This window comes from Erythrobacter sp. Alg231-14 (assembly GCF_900149685.1).
Taxonomy (GTDB): domain Bacteria; phylum Pseudomonadota; class Alphaproteobacteria; order Sphingomonadales; family Sphingomonadaceae; genus Erythrobacter.
This window is the reverse complement of record NZ_LT702999.1, coordinates 2,181,292-2,202,316: the sequence shown is the minus strand read 5'-3', so window position 1 is coordinate 2,202,316 and position 21,025 is coordinate 2,181,292. Positions and strand designations below refer to the sequence as shown.

Annotated in this window: 21 protein-coding genes; 7 read left to right on the top strand and 14 right to left on the bottom strand. The window is 56.4% G+C overall.

Annotated features, from left to right (window positions below; translation table 11 throughout):
* Positions 1 to 12 precede the first annotated feature (12 nt).
* Together BQ8290_RS10525 and BQ8290_RS10515 are read right to left on the bottom strand one after the other, a co-directional pair.
* Positions 13 to 636 (bottom strand): hypothetical protein, encoded by a 624-nt coding sequence (locus BQ8290_RS10525; protein ID WP_108789977.1) that lies wholly within the window; start codon positions 634 to 636, stop codon positions 13 to 15.
* Between the two features lie 312 nt (positions 637 to 948).
* Entirely contained in the window at positions 949 to 1,953 is a 1,005-nt protein-coding gene (locus BQ8290_RS10515) for an NAD(P)H-dependent flavin oxidoreductase (RefSeq protein ID WP_337661314.1), read from the bottom strand.
* Between the two features lie 112 nt (positions 1,954 to 2,065).
* Here BQ8290_RS10515 and BQ8290_RS10510 point away from each other — a divergent pair, with 112 nt between their 5' ends.
* The gene (locus tag BQ8290_RS10510; RefSeq protein WP_108789971.1) at positions 2,066 to 2,542 is read left to right on the top strand and encodes a hypothetical protein; all 477 of its coding nucleotides are present in this window, start codon (positions 2,066 to 2,068) and stop codon (positions 2,540 to 2,542) included.
* 13 nt (positions 2,543 to 2,555) lie between these two features.
* Here BQ8290_RS10510 and BQ8290_RS10505 read toward each other — a convergent pair whose 3' ends face one another.
* The 6 genes from BQ8290_RS10505 to guaA form a co-directional block, all read right to left on the bottom strand.
* Complete coding sequence (locus BQ8290_RS10505) at positions 2,556 to 3,344, bottom strand: hypothetical protein (protein ID WP_108789969.1); 789 nt, start codon at positions 3,342 to 3,344, stop codon at positions 2,556 to 2,558.
* Positions 3,345 to 3,387: 43 nt separating this feature from the next.
* Positions 3,388 to 4,098: an endonuclease III domain-containing protein gene (locus BQ8290_RS10500; RefSeq protein ID WP_337661313.1), complete on the bottom strand. Its 711-nt coding sequence runs from the start codon at positions 4,096 to 4,098 to the stop codon at positions 3,388 to 3,390.
* Complete coding sequence (locus BQ8290_RS10495; RefSeq protein WP_337661312.1) at positions 4,070 to 4,609, bottom strand: metal-dependent hydrolase; 540 nt, start codon at positions 4,607 to 4,609, stop codon at positions 4,070 to 4,072. Before BQ8290_RS10495 ends, BQ8290_RS10500 begins: the two co-directional genes overlap by 29 nt.
* Positions 4,610 to 4,616: 7 nt before the next feature.
* Entirely contained in the window at positions 4,617 to 5,228 is a 612-nt protein-coding gene (locus BQ8290_RS10490; RefSeq protein WP_108792281.1) for a YceI family protein, read from the bottom strand.
* 68 nt (positions 5,229 to 5,296) lie between these two features.
* Positions 5,297 to 6,265 (bottom strand): serine hydrolase, encoded by a 969-nt coding sequence (locus BQ8290_RS10485; RefSeq protein ID WP_108789965.1) that lies wholly within the window; start codon positions 6,263 to 6,265, stop codon positions 5,297 to 5,299.
* 111 nt (positions 6,266 to 6,376) lie between these two features.
* Entirely contained in the window at positions 6,377 to 7,951 is a 1,575-nt protein-coding gene (gene guaA / locus BQ8290_RS10480) for a glutamine-hydrolyzing GMP synthase (protein ID WP_108789963.1), read from the bottom strand.
* A 260-nt stretch (positions 7,952 to 8,211) separates the two neighbouring features.
* Between guaA and BQ8290_RS10475 the strand changes: the two genes are divergently transcribed.
* Both BQ8290_RS10475 and BQ8290_RS10465 read left to right on the top strand, forming a co-directional pair.
* Positions 8,212 to 8,541, top strand: a complete 330-nt coding sequence (locus tag BQ8290_RS10475; RefSeq protein WP_108789962.1) for a UrcA family protein — start codon at positions 8,212 to 8,214, stop codon at positions 8,539 to 8,541.
* Between the two features lie 690 nt (positions 8,542 to 9,231).
* Positions 9,232 to 9,690, top strand: coding sequence for a hypothetical protein (locus BQ8290_RS10465; protein ID WP_108789958.1), 459 nt, complete (start codon positions 9,232 to 9,234; stop codon positions 9,688 to 9,690).
* 7 nt (positions 9,691 to 9,697) lie between these two features.
* Here the strand turns inward: BQ8290_RS10465 and BQ8290_RS10460 are convergent, their stop codons facing one another.
* A complete protein-coding gene (locus BQ8290_RS10460) occupies positions 9,698 to 11,257 on the bottom strand; it encodes a class I adenylate-forming enzyme family protein (RefSeq protein WP_337661311.1) in 1,560 nt (519 codons plus the stop codon).
* Positions 11,258 to 11,384: 127 nt separating this feature from the next.
* Between BQ8290_RS10460 and BQ8290_RS10455 the strand changes: the two genes are divergently transcribed.
* The 4 genes from BQ8290_RS10455 to BQ8290_RS10440 all read left to right on the top strand — a co-directional run bounded on the left by BQ8290_RS10455 (position 11,385) and on the right by BQ8290_RS10440 (position 17,099).
* The gene (locus tag BQ8290_RS10455; RefSeq protein ID WP_337661310.1) at positions 11,385 to 12,380 is read left to right on the top strand and encodes a PIG-L family deacetylase; all 996 of its coding nucleotides are present in this window, start codon (positions 11,385 to 11,387) and stop codon (positions 12,378 to 12,380) included.
* Between the two features lie 105 nt (positions 12,381 to 12,485).
* Positions 12,486 to 15,026: a DNA topoisomerase (ATP-hydrolyzing) subunit B gene (gene gyrB, locus BQ8290_RS10450; protein WP_108789952.1), complete on the top strand. Its 2,541-nt coding sequence runs from the start codon at positions 12,486 to 12,488 to the stop codon at positions 15,024 to 15,026.
* A gap of 71 nt (positions 15,027 to 15,097) precedes the next feature.
* Positions 15,098 to 16,285, top strand: coding sequence for an AI-2E family transporter (locus BQ8290_RS10445; protein ID WP_108789950.1), 1,188 nt, complete (start codon positions 15,098 to 15,100; stop codon positions 16,283 to 16,285).
* Positions 16,286 to 16,289: 4 nt separating this feature from the next.
* Positions 16,290 to 17,099, top strand: a complete 810-nt coding sequence (locus tag BQ8290_RS10440) for a M50 family metallopeptidase (protein WP_108789948.1) — start codon at positions 16,290 to 16,292, stop codon at positions 17,097 to 17,099.
* 14 nt (positions 17,100 to 17,113) lie between these two features.
* Here BQ8290_RS10440 and BQ8290_RS10435 read toward each other — a convergent pair whose 3' ends face one another.
* The 5 genes from BQ8290_RS10435 to BQ8290_RS10415 all read right to left on the bottom strand — a co-directional run bounded on the left by BQ8290_RS10435 (position 17,114) and on the right by BQ8290_RS10415 (position 21,021).
* Positions 17,114 to 17,752, bottom strand: coding sequence for a TetR/AcrR family transcriptional regulator (locus tag BQ8290_RS10435; RefSeq protein WP_108789946.1), 639 nt, complete (start codon positions 17,750 to 17,752; stop codon positions 17,114 to 17,116).
* A gap of 97 nt (positions 17,753 to 17,849) precedes the next feature.
* A complete protein-coding gene (locus BQ8290_RS10430) occupies positions 17,850 to 18,479 on the bottom strand; it encodes a 1-acyl-sn-glycerol-3-phosphate acyltransferase (RefSeq protein WP_108789944.1) in 630 nt (209 codons plus the stop codon).
* Positions 18,480 to 18,749: 270 nt separating this feature from the next.
* Positions 18,750 to 20,357 (bottom strand): carboxyl transferase domain-containing protein, encoded by a 1,608-nt coding sequence (locus BQ8290_RS10425; RefSeq protein WP_108789942.1) that lies wholly within the window; start codon positions 20,355 to 20,357, stop codon positions 18,750 to 18,752.
* A complete protein-coding gene (locus BQ8290_RS10420; protein ID WP_108789940.1) occupies positions 20,354 to 20,743 on the bottom strand; it encodes a hypothetical protein in 390 nt (129 codons plus the stop codon). Before BQ8290_RS10420 ends, BQ8290_RS10425 begins: the two co-directional genes overlap by 4 nt.
* On the bottom strand, positions 20,740 to 21,021 hold the full coding sequence (locus BQ8290_RS10415) for a DUF1330 domain-containing protein (protein WP_337661503.1): 282 nt from the start codon (positions 21,019 to 21,021) through the stop codon (positions 20,740 to 20,742). Before BQ8290_RS10415 ends, BQ8290_RS10420 begins: the two co-directional genes overlap by 4 nt.
* Positions 21,022 to 21,025: the final 4 nt, after the last annotated feature.

Below are 21,025 nucleotides of genomic sequence, written 5' to 3'. Positions count from 1 at the left end.
CTACCGCTTATACTAAAGCTCCAGAGGTTTGCGCTTTTCCAGATGGCTTTCAGCGGTGGAAAGGGTGCGCAGCGCGCCGACCGAAGCCCGAGCCGATCCGCTAACCGATCCGACGTCGCCCATCACCTCTCCCTCGTTGGATCGCTGAAGAGCTGCGATCGAGCTGCGATAATGGTTGAGCAGATCGGCCGAATTGCTTCTCGCGACCACCATGCAATCTTCGATCCGATCTCTCGCATCCGGACCGGTCCAAACGTTGTCGGTTTGTAAGATATGCTGCGCCTGTGCGCGCACTTTGTTGACCGACGGAATGTCCATAAAGACTTGGCGGCGGCGGCCATAGATTGGGTTGAACCCTCGCGGCGGAGTGGGTTTGAAGAATGGTTGTATAGAGGCGTTCTGCCGGACAACCTTTGGCGATGGTTTGTTGGGTTTGTGTTTGGCAACGGCCTTTGGATTGACCTTGGGCGCAGCCGGTATCGGTGTGACTGCATCATGGTCATCACCCGGGCTTTCGCGATGGATCCGGTCCTGCTCGGCGCGCGCCGCCCCGTTTAGGTTCCCCAAAACCCATCCAGCAAAGCACGATGCCACAACGATCATTGCCCACACTTCAGGATCAACCATCGTATCCATACAAACAACTCCAAAATCAGGCCGTCAAACGGCGCGGCATGACGCAACACAATGCTGCGATCCCTCAACAAGAATCGAACGAGCCGGGCGCGATTCTCCGAAGAAGGATTGAGTGTTATCGAAGTTGCGGAAGCGCCAAAACTCGGGTCGCTACCTACTTTTGCGTTAAGCATGGGGACAAGTTGGATCGGGATCAAAACCCGCCAAAATGGAGCCGTCCAAACACAGCGGGGCGGGCGCCCTATTGGATCGCCCGCGCCGCAATGGTGATGGATAATTGACGCCTTCTAAAGCCGCCAACCGTCCGATAGTTTAGTTCGAAAGGGCGTTCATCCGAGCCAGAATAGCGTCCGCGTCTGACATGATGCCATCGATCAATTCCTTACAGGTAGGAATGTCGTTGATGAGGCCTGCGACCATGCCACAGCTCCATGCACCTTCGTCCATGGCGCCTTCCATCATGATCTTGGGATAGACCCCGGCCACTTCGGGCAGGATATCTTGGATCGTGATTGCATCGCCCAACTCTTTTTCTTTTTCGAGCAGACGATCAACCGCCTCATTGGCAAGAACGCGTTCGGTGTTGCGCAACGGGCGCATGACAAGCCGCGTGTCCAGCTCGCTCGCAGCGACAATCGCCTTCTTCACATTCTCATGAACGGGCGCTTCTTGTGTCGCGATAAAGCGGGTGCCCATGTTCATCCCTTGAGCGCCCATGGCGAGGCTGGCGATAAGCGAGCGCCCATCAGCCATGCCGCCGCTGGAAACGAATGGAATTTCCAATTCGTCGGCTGCGCGCGGCAACAGAATGAAGTTGGGAATGTCGTCTTCACCCGGGTGGCCGCCGCATTCGAAACCATCCACGCTCACCGCATCGCAACCGATCGCTTGCGCTTTCAAAGAGTGGCGCACGCTGGTGCATTTGTGGATCACTTTGATCCCGGCATCCTTAAGCGGGCCAATCAATTCAACCGGATTGCGTCCGGCGGTCTCAACCGCTTTTACGCCGCCATCGATCACGGCTTTTACCAATCCGGGATAATCCGGCGGGGTAAGAGTCGGCAGGATGGTCAGGTTCACGCCAAACGGTTTGTCCGTCATATCGTGACAGCGTGCGATTTCATTGGCGAGCTTTTCAGGTGTGCCCTGAGTTAGACCAGTGATGATCCCCAAACCGCCCGCATTAGAAACAGCCGCCGCCATTTCAGCAAAACCGACATAGTGCATGCCGCCTTGGATGATAGGATGTTCAATGCCGAACATTTCGGTGATGGCGGTTTTCATACTGGTATCCTCTCGTCGTGTTTGAATTTGCACTGGAGACAAGCCGAATATAGGCTGCGGCGCAAGCGTGCTTTTTGATGGTTTGGTTTATCGCGATGGCTCAAACCCAAAGAAGACGCCCACGCCGTAACGTCAGGGGATTTTGATGGAAAAGCCAATCACGCCGCTTAATCAGCCGAACCCGCCCGGCGCGCCCGAACTTTACTACGCCAGCTTGGTTGCCAACCTGCTAGTTTACGGAGCCGGGGCACTGATTTTTTCGGTCATTGCCTATTTCGGCGCGCATACCGGCAGTTGGCTGGCCGTGGTAAAAACCTTGGGCATGTTCGCAACAATCGGCATGGTCATTGCGGCGGTCGTCGGCTTTCTGATCGTCGCCCCCATGGGCACCGCATACGGCCTCGCAATGTTGAAGCTATCGCGGCCGGCATGGTGGCAGGGCCCCGTCACAGGGGCCTTGGTGGCTCTCTCATTGGAGGCTTTTGTGATTTTCGTTGTGTCGCAAGAGGCGTTGGAAGCCGAAATGGGCAATGTTGTGACACTGTCTATACCCGTCGCCTTGGCGATGATCGCGGGAGCGTTTGTTCAACGCAAACTTCTGCATTGGCCGACCACCGCGTGAAACCCATCAAAGCCTAAGATTTCGGCTTAAGCAACTTGTCCGGTCTGATCCGTCGCGCTTCGCTAAACATTGAATAGGTCTTGTTCACATAGTTCGACACATCGACGATGCTGTTGAGATATTTGTCGAGCTCTTCGGTCATCTCTTGTTCGACCAGCCGCACATGCGCGCCGGGATTTTCCGTTTCAAAGCGGACATAAAACCAAGGATCGCCGCGTTTCAGAACGAGCGGTTGATTGATGTCATGCCATTCAAAACCCCAACTTAGCGGGCGCGGCCAAATATGGATCGGGAAACGTCCGCCCATCTGAACACCGGGACGCGGGGTTGGGAAATAATCGAGATACGGCGCGGTTTGAACGACGTAGCACGGTTGATCGGCGACAAAGACATACGGCGCTGTGATCTGAATAATCGGCCGTTCGGGATGCCGCCATTCGCTGGGCGGGTGCATGACGAGCATATTGGCGCGACCTTGCGCGCGCATGGCCGATTGTTCACCGTCCGCATCCAGCAATTGCAATTGACCATCCGCTTTCCGGCCAAAGGATAGTTTTAGATCAATCGGGCACGGGATAACGAAATGCCGACGGTCAAAATCAATCGCAGCGGGACAGACCTGAACCGATTTGGCCGAAGTCGGTTTGGGGTCTCTGCGGGTAAACGGCTTGGGCGGCGACCAGATCGCGTCGCCCCCTTGGGGAAATCGCACTGTCCAACCGACCGTTAGGCTGCGCGATTTGCCTTGCGCTTCGGCTTCGCGTTGTTCGGCGTCTTCGGCGAATTGATCTTCCCAGCTCATTGGTTTTCCTGTGTTTGCGTTTTTTCGCCTGATAGCGAACCCGTCATGCCGCCATCCGCCCGGTTTCGCAATCTTGGCGGGCCGGGCATTGTTCGCAGGCGGCTTTTCGCGGGCGACAATGGGTTTGACCCAACTTTTTCAGCAAAAGGTGATGTTCGTCCATATCGGCGGCAGACCATTCCTCCGGCACAATCGGCATCAGCGTGTCATAGGTTCGCGCCGTGTCCGCTTTCGCGGCGACAATACCCATTCGTTGCATGATGCGACGGTGGTGGCCGTCAATGACCATGGCGCGGCGTTCGAAACTGCTTGCGTTCATTACCCCGGCTGAGTTTTTGCGCGCCACACCGGGCAGCCGCTCCAACCAAACCATCGCCTCGTCGGTGGGCAGACTGGACAGATGTCGCAGATCAACCGCGCCGCGTTCTTCGATGATTGCGGTCAAACAATCGCGCAGTCGCTTCGCCGCAACAGTCGGAAATGTCTGGCGCGAGAGCGCGCGCTCCAAGTCGGTGACGGGCACAGCGGCTACCGCTTCCCATGTTGCGAATTCTGAGATTAAACCATCGGTCGAAGCGTTGGATGCGGCGGTTTTTGTCTGCGCACCGATCACCCCGTGAACCAAAACCCACACCGGATCCCGGCGTTTTTCCGGCGGGCGGATGATGCGATCGAAACGGGCGATCATCGCGCCTTGCAATCGGCGCAGAATATCGGTCCGCGGATCAGATCCCAGATCGAGCTGCACGATCATACCTTAGCCGCATGGCCCAAACAGCAAGAGAGAGCGTAATCGTCGGCGCCCAAATCCATTTGAATTCAGAGATCAACGTTTCCAGCCCTCGCATCGACAAAAACCCGCGTCCAATCGGAGACACACGCACAGGCGTTTCGGGCGCAAAAATGCGCGAGTTGTCGAACGGCCAAAACAAGGCTGCGCCCAGACCGCCATCGGTCAACGTGTCGAGCAAACCATGGCTCGCCATTGCAAAGGTGAGAAATGCAAACGCCCACGCGCTGCGTGCTTCTTTCCAAACCATCGCCATTGCCCCGGCGCATATTGCGGCGAAGACAAGGGAGTGCGTCGCGCCGCGATGCCCCCACGTATCGGCGTAATCAATGCCAAGCCGGAACGCGACGACATCAGCATCAGGCAGGACCGCGAAAACCGCACCGGCTATCGCGAGCTTTGGTGATATCCGCGTCGGCCCAACGGCCACCGCAATGGCCAACGGGACGACGGCATGGGTAAAGATCGTAGGCAAGTGACGCTTAGCGTTCGAATGCCAAAGCGAAGGATACCGGAACAACCGGCGTGATCGATGGCAATCCGGCCAATTCTTGAAGTTGAGCCAAGCCATCGGTCAATTCAAAACGGCCTGCATCCAAAATGATGGGCGCGTTGGACACCGCAAGCACCCGATCGGCGCCCACGCGTGTTACCGTGACTTCACTTTGAAACGGGGCTTCGACGCCTTTGATCGAAACGGTTCCGTCCACAGTCTGGTCGACGCTGTCGCCGACACCGAGCGTTTCAAAAGCTGCCGGATCGATCTGTGCGGTGACGGTAGCAGTGGGATTGTCGGCCACGACAAATAGAACTTCGCGCATCCGCTCATCGCGAATATCCACGCCGGTGCTGACAGAGGATAGGTCAATTTCAATCGTGGCGGCGCCGTTTTGGGCAACGCTGCCGGTGACGGTTTCGAATGAATTGGTTTCGGCAATGTCGCCCGATTTGATGGTGACATATGACAATTCAGAACCATCGCTGTCGACGGTCCAAATATCGGTTGTTAGCGCGGGTGGTTCCACCGGACCTGCAGAGCATGCAGCTAGGGACACAATCGCGGCGCTTGCGGCGATGGCTGGGAACAATTTCATGGCGGACCTCTCAAAAACGGGTGATCGGGATGACGCTATCACAACGCGCAATGCGTGCAATGTTCCCGTCATCTTGAATACGGGGCCTGTTCTGCCATCCAATCGCTGCGATGCCTCTGAATCGCAGTTGCGTCGCCGCTTGCGGTCATCGCAGCGAAGCCAACATCGCGAATAGGATCATACGCGACGAGCGATTTGTAGGCTCCGTTGCTGCCCGTTTGCCAGCTGATCAATCGTGCATCTGTTTCGCTTCGCGCGATGAAACGGCCCCCCAATGCATAGGCTTCATCCGGGGTCGCGATATCGGTCAACGCGGCAAGGCTATTGGCGCTTAGCCCACCATTATGGGCAAACCGGGCAAGCGCGATGAGATCCGTCGGCGTCGTGGCCAATCCGCCAGCGCAGGTTAGAAAGGCCGGTATTGGACGTCCCGGCGATGCAGGAGGTTCGGCCTCCGGGCCAATGGCCCCAATAAAGATGTGACTTTGTCCCATTCCTGCAGGGCGCAGCACCAATGTCTCTAGAATGTCGGCGATGTCATCGCCCGTGACCTTTTCCAGGACAGCCTGAACAACGATCCAATTGACTAAATCGTAGGACCATTGATCACCCGGAGCATTGGCCAACTCGCCACTCGCGTATTGCATCGTTGCGGTCATGGCATCGGGCGTTTGCATCACTGCCTGCGGATCATCGCCAAAGGCGGGGAGCAATCCGTCGGCGATACCGCTTCGGCTTTGCAGCACTTGGCGCAATGTGACGTCGGCGATCGGCGTGTCGCCAGTTTCAGGTAGGATATCACCCAACCGCGCATCGATCGCCAATGCGCCGCGATCCACCATTCTCAGCACCGCAAGAGTGCAGGCAAATTTTCCAATTGAGCCCGCCTCATACAGCGCGCCGGAGCGGTCATCGCCATCAATACCGGGGGCAATTTGCCCTTCGTCAGACAATTCGGCGTAGGAATACGCGGCCGATTGTGATGCAGATATTGTGCATAAGCTTGCCGTAAGTGCAGCGATGGCCGTGATTTTCATAGGATCTTTATCCAATCGTTCGTTGATGCAAGGCTTTGACTCTGCGTAACGCGTTGGATTCAGATATCCGCATTGCGATTGATCAAGGGCACCGAGCGTTCGACCAGCGGATCATTCCCATTCGATGGTGCCGGGCGGCTTGCTTGTGAAATCGTAGACCACCCGATTGATGCCTTGCACTTCGTTGACGATACGGGTCGCCACTTGCGTTAGAAAGCTTGCGTCGAATGGATAGACGTCGGCGGTCATTCCGTCCGTGCTGGTTACGGCGCGCAATCCGCACACACTATCATAGGTGCGGTGATCGCCCATGACGCCCACGGTTTTCACCGGCAGCAAGACGGCAAATGCCTGCCAGATAGCATCGTACAATCCGGCATTGCGGATCTCTTCGAGATAGATCGCATCGGCTTTGCGCAAAATGTCACAGCGTTCTTTGGTCACTTCGCCCGGAATGCGAATGGCAAGTCCCGGCCCGGGGAATGGATGCCGGCCAACGAACACTTCGGGCAGACCCAATTCGCGACCCAATTCGCGCACTTCGTCCTTGAACAATTCACGCAGCGGTTCGACCAATTGCATATTCATGCGTTCGGGCAGGCCGCCGACATTGTGGTGGCTTTTGATCGTAACGCTCGGCCCGCCGGTAAAGCTGACACTTTCAATGACGTCAGGGTACAAGGTGCCTTGGGCTAGGAAATCCGCGCCGCCGACCTTTTTCGCTTCGGCTTCGAACAGGTCGATAAAGGCGCCGCCGATAAATTTGCGCTTTTTCTCTGGGTCGGTGACCCCTTCGAGGCCGCCCATGAATTGCGCCTCTGCATCCACGGCGACCAATGGGATGTTGTAGTGATCGCGGAAGAGCGAGACGACCTGCTCTGTTTCATTAAGTCGCATCAGCCCGTGATCGACATAAACGCATGTCAATTGATCGCCGATCGCTTCGTGGATCAAAACCGCCGCAACCGCGCTGTCAACGCCGCCCGACAAACCGCAAATCACGCGGCCCGATCCGACCTGGGCGCGGATTTCGTCGATTTTGGTTTTGCGGAATTCGGCCATTGTCCAATCGCCGGTCAAGCCGCAAACATGGCGCACGAAATTGGCCAGGAGCTTGCCGCCGTCGGGCGTATGGACGACCTCTGGATGGAACTGTGTTCCGTAAAATTTGCGCTCTTCGTCGGCGATCACCGCAAATGGTGCACCGTCGCTGGTCGCTACAATTTCGAAACCGTCGGCAAATTCGGTCACTTTGTCGCCGTGGCTCATCCACACTTGGTGACGCTCGCCCTCTTTCCAAAGACCATCGAACAAGGCGCATGGTTTGGTCACGGTCAAATAGGCGCGACCAAATTCGCCCCCTTCGCCCGTTTCGTGGCCCGGCCGAACCTCGCCACCCAATTGTTGGCTCATCACCTGTTGTCCATAACAAATGCCAAGGATGGGTACGCCTGCTTCAAACAAGCTTTGCGGCGCGCGGGGCGAACCATCGTCGGGCACGCTGGCGGGCGAACCGGATAGGATGATCCCTTTGGGCTTCATCCGGCGGAACGCTTCTTCGGCCATGGTGAACGGCGCGATTTCTGAATAGACGCCTGCTTCGCGCACACGGCGCGCGATCAGCTGCGTAACCTGACTGCCGAAATCGACAATCAGGATCGAGTCGGGGAGATGATTGGCTTCCATTTGGTCGCGTTACGTCAGCGCGCGGCGCGCTGTCCAGCATACCGTAACGTCATCCCACAATGTATCGACAGATGTTGCGATGCAACAAAGGAGCGTGCGCTGAAAAAGTGCATTTTTTTGCGCATCTTGGGGAACCAGTTGGCCGTATCTCGCATTAGCACAATTGAATTGTGCGCTGCACCAACGGTGTGGACACATACAGAAGGCCGGCAAACGGTCCGAAAACCTCTCCTACACCCTCCCTTCGATTGGACTATTCTATGCGTAAAACACTCACTGCCGCGGCAATTGCCTTGGCCCTCATCGTACCAACAACCGCCGCATCCGCCTCAAACGCGCAAACTGTCACCGTCCGCGTCGACGTTGGCAATTTTGACCTTTCCAGCAGCGAGGGCCGTGAAGCAGCCGAAGCGCACGTCAATGCAAAATTGGTTGAGGCGTGCACCGTCGAAACACGGTTGCGTTACAATTTCGGACGCAATGTCGTGGACCAGAAATGCCTGGCGGATGCCCGCTCCGCCGCGCGAGCCCAGGTCGAGCGCGTAGCCGCCAACGATGCCCGTGCAAGCGGCGCAATCGCAGCGAATTGAGCCGCGGCACATCGTGGATCGTGCCGATTACAAAGAGGCCGCCTGAGAAATCGGGCGGCCTCTTTTCATGGTGTTTGGCCGGGGATCAGTCGAATACAACACCGCCTCTACCGCCATTTCTGCGCATTTAGACAAGCCTTTGTTCGATAGTATGCACCTAATTAGGTGCAAAAAATGCAACAAAATTGCGAATTTTCTCATTTGAGTTTCATGCAACCGAACACTAATTCGACGATGCAACGCGCAGTCAGGCACCCTCTCCCCGCCTGAACGCGGAGCACCGGCGGGCTTTGAGCGATTACGCTCTCTCCTGCCAGTCTGCTTGACGGTAACCTGCATATGCAGGGTTTGGCAGCCGAACGAAGGGATTTCCGACGGGTCAAGGCGACTTCCAGCGCCGCGACATTTCGATCGGCAAACTGCTTCTCTTGCCTTTTGGGCTGCGGCTGCTTTGGTTGTTGGTGCAATACTCGATGCGCCCCGCCCACCTCCCCTCTCGGGCGATGGGGCTTGGCATCGGGACATTGCCCAAAACACAACCAATCACCGATCAAGACAGCGAGCGAGACGCGGCCACCCAATTCCCCTCCCCCCCGAATGGTGGCCGCGCCTCCACCCGCATCTTTCTGATCGGTCATTTGCAACGCGCGAAAATTGGCTTAAGCCCTTGTCCAACAGGGGAGAATAAACGTGCACACAGCCATCAAAACCGCCTTCATCGCATCGCTCATGATCGGCGGAGCAAGCGGGGCGTCCGCGCAATCCCTCAACCCTTCACTTAATCCGGGCGAAAGCGAGACGCGGATCCTTGCGGCGATCACGGTGCCGTTGGGTCATGCGCGCGATAGAGCCAGCACCGCACCGCGCGTTGAGCTAATTTCGCGGTCGCGAGCAACCGATGGTGTGCTGCCCGTGGTTGCTCGCGATGAACAACGCCGCTGGCAAGAACGCCGGATTGGCTTCACCCTCGATGGCAGCGATCAGTTGATGATCAACGGACGCGCCATGCAATGGGATGATGGCGAAAACCGCGACGGTATTAGCACGCTTGGTGCGGTGGGAATTGGGTTGGGCCTTTTGACGGCCCTATCCATCGCCGTAATCACGGACTCGAAAGATGCGCTCACTGACTTGGTGGAGCCGGACTGAACGGCCATTATTCGGCCCGTCGCACGGCTTCTTTTCGCAGATCGGTTTTGAGCAATTTGCCAATGTGGCTGCGCGGCATTTCATCGATCGTGTGAAGCGCCGATAGGCGTTGGGTCTTGCCCAATCGCGCGTTCACCGCCGCCATGATGCTGTCTGTATCGCGGGCACCGTCGCGCAACACTACAAAGCCCACCGGAGTTTCACCCCAGCGCGACGAATCTATGCCAACAACAGCAGCCTCTGCCACATCGCCTTCACGCCCCAATTCGCCCTCCAGATCGCTGGGATAGATGTTAAAACCGCCTGAGATGATCATATCTTTGGCCCGACCGACAAGCTCGACAAAGCCTTGTTCGTCGACGCGGCCAATATCACCCATGCGCATCCACACATCGCCGGTCTCCGGGTCGGTCCATTGCGCCTCTGCGGTTTTATCAGGGCGGTTTTTATAGCCCGACATCATCGTTTGGGACCGCCCAACCAAATTGCCCGGCGTACCGGGGCTCACTTCGCGATCCTCGTCGTCCAACACCTTCATTTCGCTGCCCGGGGCGGGGCGGCCGACCGTGTGCAGTTTGTCTGGGAATTCATGCGCGGCGAGAAGGCACACCACCCCGCCTTCGGTCATCGAATAAATCTCTACCAACCCGCCCGGCATGCGGCGCAAAACTTCTGCCTTCAATTTGGCCACGAACGGGGCCGATGTGCAATATTTCATCGCCAAAGACGATAGGTCATGATCATCAAAACCGGCGTGGTCCATCAACCTTTGATATTGGACAGGCACCAACATTGTAACGGTCGTCCGGTCGCCAGCGGCATGATCCAGCCACCGGGCGCAATCAAATTTGCCCATGACGCGAACGGTGCCGCCGGCCAACAAAGCCGCCAGAAAAGCGACCATCGTCGTGTTGGAATAGAGCGGCGTAGAGGCCAGAGATCTGACCTCCAATCCCGCTTGAAGATATGACAACGCCGTGGCGCCGAATTGCCGCCAACGCATTTGGTGCGAATGGACGATCCCTTTCGGAATACCGGTCGTACCGCTGGAATAAATGATGTTGAACGGGTCACTGGGCTGTGGATCGAAATCGGGCGCATGCGATCCCGACGGCGCCATCCATGTACCGATGCTCTCCAAAGGCACACGGATTAGGTCCGCCATAAAATCGAAATCCAATTCGGCGGACTTTCTCGCGTCGATGAACAGGTGGATTGCGCCCGAATCCGCCGCCATGCCCGCCAATTGTTCGGGCGAAGCGCTGGTTGTGAGGGGCGCCGCCACTCCGCCTGCCCGCATCGCCGCGAGGAACACCAAAGCATAGGGAATGGAACTGGTGCCTAAGATAGCCACCGATTGCCCGCGCTTTAGACCTGTTTCGATCATGCGGGCGGCCAACCGCTCAACCTGATCGACCAATTCGGCCCATGTGAGTTGACCATCATCGTCGATCAAGGCCACCGCATCTGGTTGAAAGGCCGCCCAATCACGCAATATCGAAGGATACGATCCAAATGGTTGGGCGAGTTTGCCGCTCATGATGTCGGCGATGTTCTGATCAGTCATACTCGCAACCCTAACCGCGCGATTTTTTGCAGCAAGTGCGAATGGGCGCCGCGGCGCATCCCACTTCGTGCCAATTTCTTTACGCTTCTGGTCGAAAAGCGGAACGGTGACACAAATGGGAAGAGAAATGATGCGCGCACAATCCATGATGATCGGCCGGACTATGATGGCGGGGTTGTTGATTTCATCGGCGTTCACCGCCCCGGTGCTTGGTGCGAACACAGGCGCATACACCGATACGAATGGACAAGAATCGCCAAGCGGCGGTTCGATCGAAATTCCGCTCGAAGCGCAAACCCAGGGAGAGCCATCGTCGGGTCGCACACCGCCGACATTGCCGCCGCCATCGGGAAAACCTGCTTTCGTCCCAGCCGATCGGGCACAGCTATCGCCTCCGGCATCAGAGAACTCGTCGAGCGAGGGTCCGCCAGCAATCTTGGTCATCCTCGCACACCCAGATGACGAGATCACGATGGCGCCCGCTTTGTCGCGTATCGCGCGACATGGGGGAGAAGTGACCGTGGTGTTCGCGACCAGCGGGGATGCCGGACCCGGCGTAAGCGACATGGATCCAGGGCAGGAGCTTGCGCAATTGCGAGAGAACGAAGCGCGCTGCGCCGCCTTTGCCCTCGGCCTGCCAGAGCCGCTGTTTTGGCAATTGGGCGACGGCGCCCTTTCCACCATGGCCCGCGCACCCGATAGCGCGGCCAAGGCGTTGGCCGAACGCGTGGCCCGGATCGTGGACGAGGTTGAACCCGACACGATTATGACGTGGGGCCCCGATGGCGGATACGGACACGCCGATCACCGCATGGTCAGCGCAATCGTGACCGAAATTGTGCAGAAATTGGACCTTGATCGGCCAAGCCTATTGTATACGGCATTTCCCGACGACGGACAATCTGGCCCGCCCGGATTTGAAAATTGGACCACGATTCACCGGTCGCTCATCACGGATCGGATCCGCTATGAGGAAACCGATCTTAACGCCACACGCAGCGCGATTGATTGTTATGAAAGCCAATTTGGTGGTCAAGCCAGAGCTGCATTGCCGGATATTTTGCACCAACAACTGTGGCAAGGAACGGTCTATTTTCGATTGGCCTTTGTGACCCCGCACTGAACATAGCGGGCCGCTTTCTTCACATAGTATTTGAGGCGGTGGAAAAGCCCGCCACTATCGACCAGAAAGGTTGGGTTTAGGGCGCACAACGCCTATATAAAGGGGATGGACGATAACATTCCCGACGATAATCAAACCCCGCCTGAAAACACAAAACTTCAGGGCGAATATGGCGCCGATTCCATCAAGGTTCTCAAGGGCCTAGATGCGGTTCGCAAACGGCCCGGTATGTATATTGGCGACACCGATGACGGGTCCGGCCTGCATCACATGGTGTTCGAAGTGTCGGACAACGCGATTGATGAAGCGTTGGCCGGGCATTGCGATCTCGTTTTGATCGAATTGAACCCCGATGGCAGCGTGTCAGTCGAAGACAATGGGCGCGGCATTCCGGTCGGCATGCACAAGGAAGAGGGCGTTTCCGCAGCGGAAGTCATCATGACTCAATTGCATGCGGGCGGTAAGTTTGAAAACACCTCTGATGACAACGCCTATAAGGTGTCGGGCGGCCTTCATGGTGTCGGCGTTTCAGTTGTGAACGCTTTGTCCGAATGGCTGGAATTGATGATCTGGCGCGACGGCAAAGAACATTGGATGCGGTTTGAACACGGCGATGCCGTGAACAGCCTTGAGATAAAAGGTGACGCGCCCAAGGTCGAACAGAACCCTGACGATAACGGCTTCAAAAAAGGCACGCGCGTCACGTTTCAAGCGTCTTCCGAAACGTTCAAAAACGTGCTGGAATTTGATTTTGACAAGCTTGAGCATCGCTATCGCGAACTTGCTTTCCTCAATTCGGGCGTGCGCATCCTATTGCGTGACAAACGTCACGAAGAAGTTCTTGAGCATGATCTCTATTACGAGGGCGGCATCGCGGCCTTCGTCAAATATCTTGACCGCAATAAAGACGCTTTGATCCCTGAACCGATTTCGGTTTCGGCGGAGAAAGATGGGATCGCGATTGATGTCGCATTGGAATGGAACGATTCTTACTATGAGAACGTCCTGACTTTCACCAACAACATCCCCCAACGCGACGGCGGGACACACCTTGCCGCATTCCGGGCCGCCTTGACGCGCACTTTGAACAATTACGCGGATCGCTCGGGCCTTTTGAAGAAAGAGAAGGTCTCTCTTTCGGGCGAGGACATGCGCGAAGGGCTGACCGCGATTGTCAGTGTCAAATTGCCCGATCCCAAATTCTCATCGCAAACCAAAGACAAATTGGTGTCTTCAGAAGTGCGCCAACCGCTTGAGGCGTTGATGGGCGAGAAAATGAACGATTGGCTGGAGGAAAATCCAGCAGACGCAAAGTCTATTATTCAGAAAATCATCGATGCCGCCGCCGCGCGTGAGGCTGCAAAGCGCGCCCGCGAAATGAGCCGTAAGGGCGCCATGAGCATCGCTTCGCTGCCAGGCAAGCTGTCCGATTGTCGCGAACGCGATGCGACTAAAGCGGAATTGTTCCTAGTCGAGGGTGATTCCGCGGGTGGGTCCGCAAAAGGGGGCCGCGACAGTCAGTATCAGGCGATCCTGCCGCTCAAAGGTAAGATCCTGAACGTGGAGCGCGCGCGATTCGATCGGATCATCTCTTCGAAAGAGGTAGGCACACTGATCCAAGCGATGGGCACCGGTGTTCGCGATGAATTCGATATCGAGAAATTACGGTATCACAAGATCGTGATCATGACCGACGCTGATGTCGATGGCGCGCACATCCGCACGCTTTTGCTGACATTCTTCCATCGCCAATTGCCAGAGATCGTAAAAGCCGGTCATTTGTTCATCGCGCAACCGCCTTTGTTCAAAGTGGCCAAGGGTCGCAGCGAGGTTTACCTAAAAGATCAAGGCGCATTGGACCGTTATCTGGTCGATGCCGGCCTTCAAGGGCGCATTCTCGAAACGGCCAGCGGCGCACGCTCTGGCGACGATCTGCGGTCATTGGTGGATCAGGCGTTGCGGCTTAAGAACCTCATGGCCTTTGTGCCGCGCCGTTATGACCCCGCGATCATTGAACAAATGTCTTTGTCGGGTGCGTTGGATCCGCAATTGAGCAATCGCGACGCAGCGTTGAACGCGGCCGCTGAACGGCTGCAGGCCAGCGATGCGGATGCGAAATGGAGCGTGACCGTCCTAGAAAGCGGCACCGTCCAATTCTCACGCGTGTGGCGCGGTGTGACCGACGTGCACGAAATCGATGCGCGTTTCCTCACCAGCACCGAAGCGCACAAATTGCACAGTCTCGCGACGCCGCAAGCCGATGCCTATGCCGGCGCGGTGCGTATGGTGAAAGCAAGCGGTGCATCGGACGAAGAAGCCACCACCGAGACCGAAGACGGCGCGGAAACGCCTGTCGCAGTGAGCGGCGAAGATTCCATCGCACGGCCAAGCCAATTGCTCGATGCGGTATTGGCCGCCGGGCGCAAAGGGTTGGCCGTTAGCCGCTACAAAGGCTTGGGCGAGATGAATCCAGAACAATTGTGGGAAACCACTCTCGATCCGGAAAACCGCATCTTGCTTCAGGTGAAGGTCGAGGACGCCGATGTTACGGATGAGATTTTCACCCGTCTGATGGGCGATGTTGTCGAACCGCGGCGTGAATTCATCCAAGATAACGCTTTGAATGTTGCCAATCTCGACGTGTGATAAGCCCGTGTGGGAATGGTTAGGCCGCTAGCCACTTGATGTTTCACCGGCAAAGCCCGACATCATAGGCTATGTCTACTCAAGAACCCAACGACACCACGGCACTCGAACATTGGAGCTTCTTGATCCTGCTGGCGGCGGTTTCGCTGTTGCTTGTTTGGGTTGCGTGGCCATTCGCGGCGCCGCTTTTGTGGTCAGCTTTGGCCGCAATCATGTTTCAGCCGCTCTACAAATGGGCGCTTAGAAAGACGCGCGGACGGCGCAACTTTGCCGCATCACTGGCTCTGTTGGTAATATTCGTTGCCGTCCTGCTGCCCGCTTTGTGGGTTGGATCGGTGGTCGCGGGCGAGACGTTGGGCCTCGTCAACGACCTGCGTGAAAATCCGATCGATCTTGCCGCATGGTTCGACAACACTTTTTCCATGCTTCCCGCCAGCGTTCAGATGTTGATAGAAGACAATGGTTGGACTGATGTCTCTGTCCTTCAGGATCAATTGCAAAGCGTCCTTGGCGAAAGCGCCGGGATGATCGCGCAACAGGCCGTATCCATCGGCAGCGGCGCACTAGGATTCTTCCTTAGCTTTGGCTTGGGCCTCTATGTCCTGTTCTTCCTATTGCGGGACGGTTCGCGCATCGGGGAAACCATTCTTCACTCCGCCCCCATTCAACGCGACATCGCCGACCGATTAGCTGAACGCTTTCTCGGTATTGTTCGCGCCGTGATCAAAGGATCCGGCGTCGTCGGATTGGTTCAAGGCACTTTGGGTGCAATCACCATGATGATTGCGGGGGTTCCCTCGGCGCTTTTGCTGGGTGTGTTGATGGCCATTTTGGCGTTGATACCGGCAGTTGGCACCGCCCTAGTCTGGGCGCCCATTGGCATATGGCTGCTGATCACGGGCGAAGTTTGGCAGGGCGTGTTTGTCCTCGGCTCAGGCTTCATCATCATTTCTTCGGCAGACAATGTCCTACGACCGATATTGGTGGGACGAGACACCGGCATTCCCGATTGGATCATTTTGGTCACAACCTTAGGCGGGCTTTCGATCGCGGGTTTCGCGGGGATCGTCCTTGGTCCGCTGGTCGCTGGATTGTTCTTGGCCAGCTGGTCAATTCTACAGGAACAGCGCGCCGAAGATGAAGAGGCAGCGAAACGCTACCGAACCCGTGTGAACGTTGATGGCAAAGCGCCGCCGACTGATGCCGCGTTTGACGATGACGGATCGGCAGAAACTGCAACCGAACCGGCAAAGGCATAAATCGATGCAATCCATGGTTCAACGCGGCAGCAAAACCGAACAGGTCGGCCGATTGTTGTTGGCGTTGTTCGTCGTGATCACACTGCCTTATCTGCCATTCGGCGCCTATCTGACTTACCCGTTCACAATCCTAACGACGTGGTTTCATGAAATGGGCCATGGATTGGCGGCCATGATGGTCGGTCAAGAATTTATCCAGTTGGTCATTTACGCCAACGGCTCTGGCTTTGCCCAATTCTCGGTCGACGCGGATATGTCTCGCTTCTCTCTGGCCTTCATCTCTGCGGGCGGATTGCTTGCACCCACCGCAGTCGGCTGCGCACTCATCATGGCCAGCGCGCATCCCAAATTGTGGCGGTCCGCCCTCTGGTTCACCGCCGGTGCTATCTTTGCCTCCGTCATTTTGTATGTCCGATCCCCGATTGGATATTCTGTGCTGCCAATGGTTGGCGTCTTGCTAAGCCTAGTGGCTTGGAAGGGATCGGACGGAATAACCCGATTTGTGCTGCAATTCCTTGGTGTGCTCGGCGCGATTAGCATGCGCAGCCACTTCGATTACTTGTTTGTCGAAGGGTTCATGCGGGATGGCCAGATGATGCTCTCGGACACCGGCCAGATTGAAGCAGCGCTGCTTTTGCCGCATTGGTTCTGGGCCGTTGTGATTTTGGCCATTGCCGCATGCATGGTGGTGGCCAGTTTCAAATACGCTTTGTCCGATAAACGGCGTTTGGCTGGGCGTTCAACACCAGGCAAAGCGTTTGGTGGCAAGCGTCCCGCCAATGTGCTTCAATTCAAACGTCGGCCTGACGATTAAGTCGCTTGGGTCAATTATGTGGCGATGCGGAGTGTGTTGACGCCGGTCGCCGCCTCGCCGGTTTCCGCCGATAGGCCGATAAAAACCGTGTCCACAATTCTGGCCAGTTTCTCTTCCGTCAAGCGCTCACCTAGATGCAGCAAGGCATCGGGGAGAGTGTAATTGGATACCATCTGGTTGATCAAAGACAGCGTCTCATCAATCTCCAACCCGCCAAAATATCCATCCGCCTGCGCCTGAACGATCACCTCGCACAGATAATGGTCGGCCAAATCAACATAGGACCGAACGCGTTCGAAATTGGCCGCCCCCATTTCACAAATCATGGTGAAAAATTCAGGGTCGTCGCGAAACCGATCGCGCGAAATCGCAAAGCGTTGCCGGAAAAACTCGTACATTTTCCGATTGGGAGGGAGGTCATTTTTTAATACCTCTTCCATCACTTGCATATGCGGGGCCAGCCACACCTGTGCGATCGCATCGAATAGGTCGTCGTAATCTTCAAAGATCTGTTCAAACCGGCCGCGCGACAATCCGCTTTCCGCCAAAGCAGCAGCGTAGGTGACCTCCGCACCGCGCTCTTTCACTAGATCGAGCACCATGCCCGCGATGCGTTTTCGCTCCGCCTGCCGCGATTCTTTGGTGATGGCCATATTGGTGCGCTCCTGATCTCGGCCCTAAATAGGGTCGCGACCGGACAGCTTAAAGATAAGAATTATAAAAATATTGCGCCGGTAGTTCGTGAGCGTTTCAAACGTCGTTGCGCCCTTCGATAATCGCCCGTGCTTGGGCCTCTAGGGCTTTGTAACGGTCGAGATCGGGGATTTTTGAAAGGAACCATTCGGCAATTTTGAGCAAGTCTTCGCCGTAATTACCGGTCGGCATCATCGGCGGGCTGAATCCGATCGTACTCCTTTCATTGTCGGCATAGGCGAGAACGATTGGTACACCGGCGGCTTTGGCAATGTTGTAAAAGCCAGATTTCCATTTGCCGTCCGAATTGCGGGTGCCTTCGCATGCAATGACAAGGTTCAATTCGTCGCGCGCATCAAATTCGTCTCTAAGCTGCTCAATCGTGCCACCCTTTTTGCTTCGGTCGACGGCGATACCGCCCATGTCGAGCATGAAATTGCGCATGATGCCTTGAAACAGGGTGTGCTTGCCCATGAAATTGGGTTGTACATTTTCTTCGTGCGTGGCCCCGGCGAAGAACACAAAGTCCCAGTTCGACGTATGCGGCGCACCGGCAATGATGCATTTTTTGACGCCAACAGGAAATCGTTCCTTAATCTTCCAGCCCCGCCATTTGTATAGGAAAAGGATGATCCGATTGACGATGCGCGACAGCAAGCTGACGTTGCGGGTTTCGTTGTGTTGCAAAGCGTTCTCTCTCCCAAAATCGCGCTTCCCGATTGGTAGGGCCTATCAGGTACGAAAGCAAAGGTGAGAAGGATTTCAGTGGCAAAGCCCACAAGGCCAGTCATGTTGAACTTGTTTCACAATCCAATGCGGATGCGGGGCTCAAAGCGACGAAAAAAGGGATGAGGCAAAATGTCTTGCCGTTCCGGTAGAGCCAATCGATCAATTGCTCAACCGGCCAAGAATTCGAAACGGCAATGCGGTCTCCATTTTCGAATTCCAAAATCGTGCTCACATCCTAAACACGCCGAAGCTGGGCCGCTCTGCAATCGGGGCCTCGAGCGTTGCTGCAAAGGCCAGCCCCAGCACATCGCGCGTCTGAACCGGGTCGATCACGCCGTCATCCCAAAGCCGCGCGGTGGCATAGTATGGGTTGCCTTCGTCCTCATATTTCTGGCGGATCGGCGCTTTGAATTCCTCGGCTTCTTCATCGGTCCATTTGTCCGCGTCACGGTGCACGGTTGCCAGAACGCTGGCTGCTTGTTCGCCGCCCATAACCGAAATCCGCGCATTGGGCCATGTGAACAGGAAGCGCGGGGAATACGCCCGGCCAGCCATGCCGTAATTGCCTGCGCCAAAGCTGCCGCCGATCACCACGGTTATCTTGGGCACGCTGGCGGTGGCAACCGCAGTGACCAGTTTCGCGCCATGTTTGGCGATACCTTCAGCTTCGTATTTGCCGCCGACCATAAAGCCGCTGATATTCTGCAGGAACAATAGCGGGATGCGCCGCTGGCAAGCGAGTTCTATGAAATGCGCGCCCTTTTGTGCCGACTCCGAAAATAGCACGCCGTTGTTCGCCAAAATCGCGACCGGCATGCCCCAGATATGCGCAAAACCGCACACCAGTGTTGATCCGTAATGCGCTTTGAACTCATGAAACTCACTGCCATCGACCAGCCGCGCGATCACCTCTTTTACATCATAGGGCGCGCGCACATCGTCGGGTATGATGGAATAGAGGTCCTCGGCGTCGAATTTCGGCGGGCGCGGATCTTTCAGCGCAACGTCCTTTGCCGCGGCCGTGTTCGCGCCCAACTGGCTCACGATATCGCGCACGATGGTCAGCGCGTGTTCGTCATTCTCTGCCAAGTGATCGACCACGCCCGATTTCTTGGCGTGCAAATCGCCGCCGCCAAGGTCTTCTGCAGTGATTTCTTCGCCCGTCGCGGCCTTCACCAATGGCGGTCCGGCAAGGAAGATTGTCCCTTGGTTGCGAACAATCACGGTCTCATCCGACATAGCAGGCACATAAGCGCCGCCCGCCGTGCAGCTGCCCATGACGCAGGCGATTTGCGGGATGCCGAGTGCGGACATATTCGCTTGGTTAAAGAAGATGCGGCCAAAGTGATCGCGGTCGGGGAACACTTCCGCCTGATGCGGGAGGTTCGCGCCGCCGCTGTCCACCAAATAGATGCACGGCAAGCGGTTTTCCTGAGCGATTTCTTGCGCACGCAGGTGTTTCTTCACCGTCATTGGATAATATGTGCCGCCTTTAACGGTGGCGTCGTTGCACACGATCATCACCTGACGGCCCGACACGCGCCCGATCCCGCAGATGATGGAGGCGGCGTTGATGTCACCTTCGTACATGCCATTGGCGGCAAGTTGGCCAATTTCGAGAAATGGCGAGCCGGGATCGAGGAGGCGCTCAACCCGCTCGCGCGGAAGCAGCTTGCCACGCGAAACGTGTCGCTCTCGCGACCGCTCTGGACCGCCGAGAGCCGTCTGCGCGACAGTCGATCGTAGATCGGCGGCGAGCGTCTTGTTGTGAGCAAAGCTGGCTTTGGCGGCCGGGCTTTCACGGTCAAGTTTGGTGGTGAGAACAGGTGCGGTCATTCGCCGTCATTCCAAATTAGAGTGAAAAAGAGGCCGATCAGGGAGACAACAAAGCCGAGCCCAATGATCGCTGTCAAAAATCCGAGATCGAAATTGCCGGAATTGGCGGATGCCGGATCGAAGACTTTCCCGAAAAAGCTGCCATACATCATGCCGGCGCAAACGCCCCAACCCGCGACAAAAACACCCCAGCGGCGGCGTGTTGGATTTGCCATCAATATAGCACCGACCAACAACAAACCGCCCGCAAAGAAATCGTCGAGCACGAACATGATTGGCCTTCCGACACCCCAGCTGCGGATCAATTCACCAATCATCAAAGACAGAGCAAGACCGATCCCAATCGCGCGCAAAACCGCAAGTGGCACGGCCGGTTTCACGCTCACCCCTCCAGCCCCTTCACAATCATCGATTCTGCGGTGCTGCCCGCATCACGATATTTGCCGATCTCTTTGTATTCCGGTGAAAGCAGCCATGCGAACAATTTGGGCTTATCAGGAAACTCAATTAGGACCGACCGGGTCGCGTTCCATTCTCCGCCGATCACTTGCGGCTCTTCGTCAACGCTCAACATTTTCCCTTCGAATTTTTCGAAGATGTCCATGAAGCGCTCTTCGTATTTGTCGTATTGCGCGCGGTCGTGAATGGTCATTCGAGAAATCATATAG